The organism is Bacteroides sp. MSK.20.12 (genome assembly GCF_019052435.1).
Classification (GTDB): domain Bacteria; phylum Bacteroidota; class Bacteroidia; order Bacteroidales; family Bacteroidaceae; genus Bacteroides; species Bacteroides xylanisolvens.
In genome coordinates this window covers 115,655-125,138 of sequence record NZ_JAHQVH010000013.1, presented here as the reverse complement: position 1 = coordinate 125,138, position 9,484 = coordinate 115,655, and the positions used below count along the sequence as shown (strand labels likewise).

General features: G+C 38.1%; 11 protein-coding genes. 5 read left to right on the top strand and 6 right to left on the bottom strand.

From position 1 onward, the window contains the following. The first annotated feature begins 104 nt into the window (after positions 1-104). From KTR06_RS09365 to KTR06_RS09350, 4 genes are all read left to right on the top strand, one after another. Positions 105-869, top strand: a complete 765-nt coding sequence (locus KTR06_RS09365) for an RES family NAD+ phosphorylase (RefSeq protein ID WP_254306412.1) — start codon at positions 105-107, stop codon at positions 867-869. A gap of 392 nt (positions 870-1,261) precedes the next feature. Further along, positions 1,262-1,582, top strand: a complete 321-nt coding sequence (locus tag KTR06_RS09360) for a helix-turn-helix domain-containing protein (protein WP_217290272.1) — start codon at positions 1,262-1,264, stop codon at positions 1,580-1,582. Positions 1,583-1,588: 6 nt separating this feature from the next. After that, the gene (locus KTR06_RS09355; protein ID WP_217290271.1) at positions 1,589-2,848 is read left to right on the top strand and encodes a type II toxin-antitoxin system HipA family toxin; all 1,260 of its coding nucleotides are present in this window, start codon (positions 1,589-1,591) and stop codon (positions 2,846-2,848) included. A 19-nt stretch (positions 2,849-2,867) separates the two neighbouring features. Beyond that, a complete protein-coding gene (locus KTR06_RS09350) occupies positions 2,868-3,536 on the top strand; it encodes a hypothetical protein (RefSeq protein ID WP_217290270.1) in 669 nt (222 codons plus the stop codon). A gap of 334 nt (positions 3,537-3,870) precedes the next feature. Here the strand turns inward: KTR06_RS09350 and KTR06_RS09345 are convergent, their stop codons facing one another. From KTR06_RS09345 to KTR06_RS09325, 5 genes are all read right to left on the bottom strand, one after another. Beyond that, positions 3,871-4,077, bottom strand: coding sequence for a hypothetical protein (locus KTR06_RS09345; RefSeq protein ID WP_008026295.1), 207 nt, complete (start codon positions 4,075-4,077; stop codon positions 3,871-3,873). 53 nt (positions 4,078-4,130) lie between these two features. Continuing rightward, positions 4,131-4,616 (bottom strand): cold shock domain-containing protein, encoded by a 486-nt coding sequence (locus KTR06_RS09340; RefSeq protein WP_004315032.1) that lies wholly within the window; start codon positions 4,614-4,616, stop codon positions 4,131-4,133. Positions 4,617-4,675: 59 nt separating this feature from the next. Continuing rightward, positions 4,676-5,800 carry a DEAD/DEAH box helicase gene (locus KTR06_RS09335; protein WP_009040210.1) on the bottom strand — a complete coding sequence of 375 codons (1,125 nt, stop codon included), beginning with the start codon at positions 5,798-5,800 and terminating at the stop codon, positions 4,676-4,678. 94 nt (positions 5,801-5,894) lie between these two features. After that, entirely contained in the window at positions 5,895-6,968 is a 1,074-nt protein-coding gene (locus KTR06_RS09330) for a nitronate monooxygenase family protein (protein ID WP_015531691.1), read from the bottom strand. A gap of 356 nt (positions 6,969-7,324) precedes the next feature. Further along, the gene (locus tag KTR06_RS09325) at positions 7,325-7,624 is read right to left on the bottom strand and encodes an RNA-binding protein (protein ID WP_004315028.1); all 300 of its coding nucleotides are present in this window, start codon (positions 7,622-7,624) and stop codon (positions 7,325-7,327) included. A gap of 331 nt (positions 7,625-7,955) precedes the next feature. Between KTR06_RS09325 and KTR06_RS09320 the strand changes: the two genes are divergently transcribed. Beyond that, positions 7,956-8,723: a LuxR C-terminal-related transcriptional regulator gene (locus KTR06_RS09320; RefSeq protein WP_074707321.1), complete on the top strand. Its 768-nt coding sequence runs from the start codon at positions 7,956-7,958 to the stop codon at positions 8,721-8,723. A 39-nt stretch (positions 8,724-8,762) separates the two neighbouring features. Here KTR06_RS09320 and KTR06_RS09315 read toward each other — a convergent pair whose 3' ends face one another. Beyond that, entirely contained in the window at positions 8,763-9,347 is a 585-nt protein-coding gene (locus KTR06_RS09315; RefSeq protein WP_217290269.1) for a phosphoglycerate mutase family protein, read from the bottom strand. Between the last annotated feature and the right edge of the window lie 137 nt (positions 9,348-9,484).

Sequence of the window (9,484 nt, the reverse complement as noted above, 5' to 3'; positions counted from 1 at the left end):
TTATCGGCTGAAAGACAGCCGATAAAATTGGCGTGGCGGAAAATAGTATGGTTACGAATCGTTTCTTTGTAAGGCACCAACTGTTAAATATACTATCCCAGTATATGGAAAAGAATACTCTCTATGTCAAGGCTGGTCACATTTATTATAGGGCAAGGGTTATAGATGACAGTTGTATCAATGACCATATGATTTATAAATGTTATAGCGCTCCCGATGGGGAAAAATTAGATGTTAAATATGTTGGGAAAGCAAACCCATTTAAAGGGCTAACGAAAGAGGCCTCGTTTGTCCCTCCAAAGAATGTAAAAGTTTCGGCAGGTCGTGCAAATCCTAAATATGTTAAGTATCTCTATGTTGCAGAAAGTCCCACAACGGCAATTTTCGAAGTGCGACCATTTATCTATGATGCTGTGAATATTGCCAAAATACAAACAACTGAACTTTTAAAAGTAGCTAACATTGCTGTAGATCTTGATTTATCCAACGACAAAGATACCACTGTAGATATGCATGTAATGGGAATGATACAAGGGGCTTTTTCAAAACCTACGAACAACACTGATGACTATATTCCAACTCAAGTTATTGCCGAATATATAAAAAGCCTTGGATATGATGGCATTAGATTTAATAGTTCTATTCATTCAGGAGGAGTAAATCTTACTATATTTAATTACGAAAAATGTGAGGCCATATCCTCTCAAGATTTCAGAATAGAAAATATTAAATTAACAGCAAGAGCTGCGTTCGGTAGTGCTAACTATGATGGAGATATGTGTTACATTGTGGATAATGAACCTAAGTATTATGATTTCTCAAAGTACCCATATATTCAAGATGACAATATAATTAATAAAAACCATTAAAATAATACGAGTATATATCAGAAACAAACCGCGTAGAATACAAAAGAGAATAGCCCTCGTAGCTTAATTTGACTTGATTTTTTGTGAGTGTATAATACTATAAGTGCTCATGAACTGCTCATGATAGTGTCCATGATGGCACCAAGTAGGCACTAAGATAGAACTAAGTTGGCACCCAGTCGGCACCTAGTCGGCACCCAGTCGATGTGGTTAATAATTATCAGAAAAGAGACATCTATAATATCAGCGAACTCGCAAGATTGACTTGCGAGTTCGTTTATTTTGAACTATCAAGTTTTTCTTTATAGTTACATTCATACATTTTTTCACTCAACATATCATAAGATAAAGAAAAAGTATTATCTTTGCATATTATATGATATGTTGAGGTTATGGTAAAGAGTACGATGGGGACTAAATTGCCCCGAAAGTTAGAGCAGAAAATGCAGATAGTTGGCGAACAAATAAAACTTGCTCGCTTGCGTCGTAATTTAAGTGTTGCGCAGGTGGCGGAGCGTGCTACCTGTTCGCCACTTACGGTTTCACGCATAGAGAAAGGTGTCCCAACAGTGGCGATAGGCATCTATCTGCGTGTGTTGTATGCCCTGCAACTTGATGATGATATTCTCTCTTTAGCAAAGGATGACGAACTCGGCAGGGCATTGCAGGATATGAATTTGCCACAGCGTGAAAGGGCATCTAAAAAGGAGTAGAAGGCTATGAAGAAGTTGTATGTATATGCCGATTTTGATTGGCTCAAAGAGATTGAGTTGGTTGGTGAACTTGGCTACGAATCACTTCGTGGCTCGGATAGTTATAGCTTCAAGTTTGCCGATAGCTGGATAAAGAAGTACAATGCCATTACCTTGAGTGAAGACCTTAACAACTATCCGGGGATACAATATACACAACCGAATAAAGATATCTTCGGTTGCTTTGCCGATGCTCTTCCTGATAGATGGGGACGAACTCTTCTCCTCCGTCGTGAACAAATTTTGGCACAAGAGGATAACAGACCTGTTCGCCGCCTCTCGTCGTTTGACTTCTTAACTGGAATTGATGACTTTTCCCGTATGGGTGGATTCCGTTTCAAAGAAACGCCTGATGGTGAGTTCATAAACGCTGACAACTCTTTGCGTATTCCACCGTTGACTGACTTACGTGAACTCATTGCAGCGAGTAGGGAGATTGAGAAAAGTGAGGATGCTAATACCCTCCCCGAAAAACGATGGATTGCTCAACTTGTGCAGCCGGGTTCTTCGCTCGGTGGTGCTCGTCCCAAAGCAAATGTTGTAGATACGGGCCGCAGTATCTATGTCGCAAAGTTCCCATCATTGAAGGATGATTATGATGTGGGATTGTGGGAACATTTCTGCCACATGTTAGCTAAAAATGCGGGTATAAACGCTGCCAAAACAAAGGTGCTTGAAATAAACGACAAGCATCATACGCTCCTTTCTCGTCGTTTTGATAGAACGGATGATGGCAAGAGAATACATTTTGCATCGGGAATGACCTTGCTTGGATTGAACGACGGCGATAACGCTACAACAGGACACGGATATATTGACATTGTTGATTTTATCATAAGCGGCTGTACCGATGTTGATGCGAACTTGCGAGAGTTGTTCCGCCGAGTTGCATTCAATATATGCGTTGGCAATAGCGATGATCATTTCCGTAACCACGGTTTTCTGCTAACTGCAAAGGGTTGGACTCTTTCGCCAGCATACGATATGAATCCAACGCTAAACGACCATCAAAGTTTGCTAATTAACAGCAAAACCAACAAAGCAGATTTGTCAATTCTGCTTGACTCGTGTGAGGAGTATATGCTCACCCCAGAGGTTGCCAAGAGCATAATCAACGAGGTGGTAGCAGCTGTTAAAGAATGGCGAACATTAGCAAATAGATTAGGTATTGCCAAACGAGAAATGAACTTGTTTGAGGGAGTTTTTGATAATAGGATAATAATATAAACATCATACTTTAATGATTATGAATCCATCTGCTAATTTGACAAAAGATAGAAAAGATCTTTCGCCATATCTATTTCATTTCACAAAGGGTGCTGATGCATATGATAGGCTAGTAAACATATTAACTCAATTAAAGTTGGTTTCAGATGCACACAATTATATCTGTTTTACTGAAACTCCAATAACTCTTTTCAAAGAGAATCTTGCATATATGAATAAGTTCTGCAAACCTATGCTATCCTATTATGGAATAGGATTTAGTAGAGATTTGTTAATTAACGATTTTGGTGCAAAGTCTGTGATTTATGGAGATGAAACAGATAGGATAAATCTCAGTAGAGTGGGTATGGATTGGAGGTTTGAGGAATTAAATGTTCAAGCGCACGATTTTACATGGCTAAGAGAGTGGAGAATTAGAGATGAGTTTGATTTTTCTACAATATCAGCAGAAGATGTAATTATTATAGCACAAACTGATGATGAAATAAAGACTCTATGCTCATTACAGGAACTTGAAGATATCGATTATGAATATGAGCCTGAAATCGGGGAATGTACAATATGGCCTATGTTCTCAAATATAAGAGGATGGAAAGGGATTTCTCTTGAAAGTTTGAATAATTATTCTTCAGATAAAGAAGTGGAGAGATACTCAAAAGCATTAAAGATTGGCGATTACTTAGAATAAACTTAATAACCACTATTTTTTACATCCAAGTAGGGATTCTGAACTGAAGTGGAACAAAATTTTAGTGTACCTATTTCTGTTTCAAATATTTTCACTACCTTTGCATCAAAGTAGGAACTCGACTCTGCGAGACACTGCAAAATGGTGCAGAAATTAGGTGGAGCAATAGCGGGAGATTACGTTTGTTGCGATTCTTTAACGCAAAGATATAGAGCCATTTAGAAATGAAACTCATTTTCTGGTGGCACCACAATCGATTCGGTAATAAAAAATCCCTTGAACTTTAAAAGTTCAAGGGATTTTTTATTACCTTACTTTTTGCATCTACAAACACCTATACTTTGGAGCTATGTAGTTTTTTATAAATCTCTATACGAGCATCTATTTCTGCTTGAGTCAAATGTGCAGGAAGTTCAATGGTAGTCCGCGGAGTTATTGCTACCAGCACTACATCTCCCAAACCTTTTTTGTACTCCTTAATCACGTTTGCAGTAAACTGACTGGATGAAATAACATCGCGCATTATATTACCTTTTTTCATATCTCAAATTATTTTTTTGTTTTTTGTTATACACAAGCAGAATACAGATATTCTTATACAGATTCTGTTTGAGCTAAATTTTCCGGCTTAGATTTGTTTTCCAACGAGATATTGACCGCATTCATCCCTTTCACTCCACGTTCAAGATCAAATGTTACGATATTATTTTCTGTAATATTACCAACGACATTGTTTACATGAAAAAAGTACTTCTCAACGCCGGAAAGATCTTTAATAAAACCAAATCCTCTTGACTCATTAAAAAACTCAACCCGTCCTCTCAAAATAGTTGGCTCTTCATCCTCTTTTTTAGGAGTTGCTATAACTATTTCATCCGGGTTGATCTCTTCTTTTCTGACATTCTCTGTCGGAGGAGTTGAGGTTATTCTCCCGTTCTCATCAACATAAGCAATCATATCTTCAAAGCTGTTTGAGCTGCCCGATAATTTCTTATTTTCTTTCTTCTTTAATTTTTCTTCGCGCTTAGCGATTCTTTTCTTTTCATTTTCACGTTTACCTACTGTCATGGATTTTGCCATAGAAATAATATTTAGTTTATACTATATTTTTAATGAATAAATAATGTAAGTGCTTACTTTCAAATAGTGAAATCAGCCTTATTGAGTTTCTTACCGGTTAACTTTTGAATATCATTCACCAGTTTACGTTCTTCCTGCGAACAGAATGTAAGTGCAGTTCCCATATTCCCAGCTCTTCCTGTACGCCCAATACGGTGCACATAGGTTTCGGGAACATCCGGAAGATCATAGTTGATAACCAAAGGTAATTCGTTAATATCAATCCCCCTGGAAGCAATATCAGTGGCAACCATCACCCGAGTTTTTCCCGATTTAAAGTTGCCCAATGCAGACTGTCTTGCCGCCTGGCTCTTATTTCCATGAATAGCCTGGCTGCCAATTCCAGCCTTGCCCAGAATCTTCACAATCTTATCAGCATTGTGTTTCGTACGTGAGAAGATAAGTACTGACTGATCTTCTGCCTTCGACAATATCGAAATAAGCAACTGGCTTTTCTCCTTCTTTTCAACAAAATACACCACCTGCTTGATAGAATCTACAGTAGATGATTTCGGTGTTATGTAAATCTTCACCGGATTCTTCAGCAGAGACTTAGTCAAGGAGATAATAGAATCAGGCATTGTTGCCGAGAAAAACAAAGTCTGCTTTTCTTTTGGAAGTTTCGGCAATATCCGCTTAATATCATGGATAAATCCCATATCAAGCATACGGTCAGCCTCATCCAATACAAAATATTGGATAGTGTCCAAATGTATATGTCCCTGAGTCATCAGGTCAAGCAAACGTCCCGGAGTAGCGACCAGAATATCAATACCTTTACGCAACAGATCAACCTGCGGGCGTTGATTTACACCACCAAAGATTACTCCATGGCGAATACGAGTATGTTTTGAATAATCGTCAATACACTCACTGATTTGCAAGGCAAGCTCACGTGTGGGCGTCAATATCAAGGCTTTAATTCCCTGACGTCTGGCAGCCTCTTTATCCAGTTGCAAATGCTGTATGATAGGAATAGCAAATGAAGCCGTCTTTCCGGTACCGGTTTGCGCACAGCCTAATATATCTCTTTTTGCCAGTGCAGGCGGAATCGCTTTTTCCTGAATGGGAGTTGGTACTGTATATCCTTTTTCTTCAATTGCTTTTAAAATCGGTTCGGTTATATTTAATTCTTTAAATGTCATAAATGTTATTTTTGCTGTACTCAAACAGCGATTAGTTTTATATATAGTGGGAAACCCGGACAATTTCAATCATGAAAAAGCAGAGTTTCAATCATTAAGCCAGTCTGTGGGTTGCTAAAAAAAACTCGCGTTCCAATGTAGCCATTACTTCTTTTACGCTACTGATTTTTTCTGCGAGAAAGGCATTGCTACCAGCAAATGCATAGCCTTTTTTCATATTTCCTCTGGCTGCATTATATAGAGCCTTAATAATGCAATAAGGACTTTTTGTATAATCACATGTCTTTATACAATGGAATGAGCAACTTTTAGGTCTCTCCAAACCATTATTCACATTATGAATAAATTCTCCATCAATAGCCCTTCCCGGCATCCCGACAGGACTTTCTATAATAAGAACATCTTCGGACTTGGAATGAATATATACTTCTTTGAATGTTTCTGAAGCATCACATTCAAGGGTGGTAACAAAAATACTACCCATTTGCACACCGGAAGCTCCCAATTCCATAAAATGTGCTATATCCTCACCTGTCGAAATTCCACCGGCAGCAATCACCGGAATCTGCTTTTGTTCTTTATAACTGGATGCAATCATTACCACTTCCGGAATCAATGCTTCCAGAGCATAATGCTGATCCTGTATTTGTTCTTTTTTAAATCCTAAATGCCCACCGGCTTTAGGCCCTTCCACCACAATTGCATCGGGCAGATAGTTATAGTTTTTTTGCCACTTGTCACAAATAACCTTGGCAGCTCTTAAAGAAGATACAATAGGAACTAACTTGGTTACACTTTCCGGGGTCAAATATGACGGCAGATCAAGCGGAAGTCCCGCACCTGAAAATACCACATCTATCTTTTCCTCAATCGCAGTACGCACCATATCGGCATAATTAGATAAAGCAACCATTACGTTTACGCCAATAATACCTTCTGTTTTTGTACGTGCCTTGTGAATTTCTTCTCTCAGTCCACTTATACATTTCTCCAGATAAGAGCCTTTTCCCTTGGGATATAACAATCCTAAACCCGCACATGATATAACGCCTACTCCGCCTTCATTTGCAACTGCTGATGCCAGACCGGACAGTGAGATTCCTACTCCCATTCCACCTTGTATAACAGGTGTTTTAATTTCAATATTTCCTATAAAGAACGATTTCATATGTTTTATTTTGTATTGGCAAAACAGACAAATAGAAGTGAGCATACTTTATTCAAGTGCTCAATATTTGGTTCTGTCACGAATGATTTACCTTGTTGGATAATTTATTAAACTATATGCCCTTGGCTATTTCAAGAGTATTGTATTACAAAAAAGCCTAATAAATCTATTTTCAGAATGGAAAGTACAGGATTAGAAATTCCTAATTTTGCATAGAAGAGCCAGAATTAGCAGAACTTAAATGTAAAATGATTTTTCGTCTTCTCTATTCAGTAGAGATTCCCCCGTTGAATCATGAAACGGAAACAGCTTTTAAATGAAAGCAGAAGACAGAATCTTCTGCTTTCATTCGGATATTAATATCTTCTAGAGTTATTATAACCACCACGGCCTCCACCGTTTGACGGTCTTTCAGTACGAGGGCGTGCAACGCTTACTGAAATAACCTTCTGGTCGTATTCAACTCCATTCAGTTCATCAATTGCTTTTTGTCCTTCTCCATCGTTCGTCATTTCTACGAAAGCAAATCCTCTGGATCTACCAGTTTCTCTATCAAAAATAACTTTGGCTGAAGAAACTTCTCCAAACTCTGCAAATAAATTTGTTAAGTCGGCATCAGTTGTGCCATAGCTTAAACCTGAAATGTAAATGTTCATCTAAAAATTTTATTAAAATAAATACTATTTTGGAGTGAGGAGGATAATTACAGAAGAGGACTACTTACTAATAATATATTAAAAAGAAGAACTACACAATAATGATTCGTAACTCAAACTCTGGGAACAAAGGTAACACAATAAATTAGATAACTATGTTTTTATTCTATATTTTTCAATAGAAGCTCAATTATTATCATTTGTTAGCATGTCAATCACACAAAACAGTCACAATTAGCAATTCTCTCATTCATTCTTGACCATTTCCCATAATATATCTATTTTTGTTCCAGAACAATTATTAAGATACACCCAACAAATATATCCGAGAATGAAACTAAACACTACAACTAGAGAAGAAATGTGGGCAAAGCAGCATCTATCTGCTACCGACATTGACTATGCTGTATGGGAGCGGGATAAATCCATGCTTCATCAACTCTCGAAAATGGGCCGTAACTGTACATTTGTTGTCGATGTTTATAAATGCAAATATGCTTACGCCTCTCCGAATTTTGTTGATTTACTGGGATACGACAGCCACAAGATAGAAACATTAGAAAGACAGGGTGATTATCTGGAATCGCGCATCCATCCCGATGATCGCGCACAACTGGCGGCATTACAGGTCACACTAAGCCAATTCATCTATAGCCTGCCTTTTGAGCAACGGAATAGCTATTCTAACATTTACAGTTTTCGTATGCTTAATGCGAAACAACAGTACATACGTGTCGCCAGCAGACATCAGGTATTGGAACAGGACCGCAACGGTAAAGCATGGCTTATCATAGGAAACATGGACATATCACCCGACCAAAAAGCCTCTGAAACCGTAGATTGTACCGTCCTGAATCTAAAGAATGGAGAAATATTTTCTCCTTCCCTATCGTTAATGCCTTCTACCAATCTTACTAATCGGGAAATAGAAGTATTACGTCTTATTCAAAAAGGCCTGTTAAGTAAAGAAATCGCAGACAAATTATGCATCAGCATTCATACAGTTAATATTCATCGACAAAATTTGTTACGGAAGTTAGGTGTACAGAATTCCATTGAAGCCATTCGTTTAGGACAAGAGAGTGGATTGCTAAGTTAATACATGCAATCTTTCTCCCCGCACTGTGATCCAATCTGGCTAGGGCATCCATTCCACCACACCCACCACCGGATGCAATCTTCTCCATTCCTCAAATTCCGGATAACTACGTACACCATCCTGAATCACAGCTTGATAATACTCCACTCCCATAATCTTTTCCGTATCAGGCGTTTCGTATTTTAATTTCAGGATAGCCAGTCTCATTTCATCTGTCAATACCGCAGAAATGCGTTCGGCCACCCTTTCAAAATAGCCATCATAACGAGAGCCTTCTTGGATATGAATCATATCCATTTGCCAGAGTTCTCCTTCCATATCCTTATACCATGCATGCCACTCTATACACGCTTCTGCTGTATGTAATAAATTCGTATATTCAATCTTCTTTACGGACGTATTTTCCGCCAATTCAGCCATCGCCCGAAAGCTGGCAGACAAATCCAAAGGGGAAGTATAAATATGAAAATCAATATCCCGATGTTTCATCAATAATCCCGTACGCAACGAACCTACCAGATTCACTTTGGCACCAATCCCCTCCCATATCCGAACAATACGGGTATCCTCTATAATCTCCCAAGCTTTCTGCTGGTTACGTTTTGCCAATTCAAGAATATTCATCTTTTTCCTTATTAAGTAAGTATGCAAAAATAGGAAAAAGGATACATATATAGCTATAAATAACTATTTAATCCCTAAATGGGTTGAGCTAACTTTGCCTGCAATTTCAATTCTTCATCATACAACTAAAAAGAGAT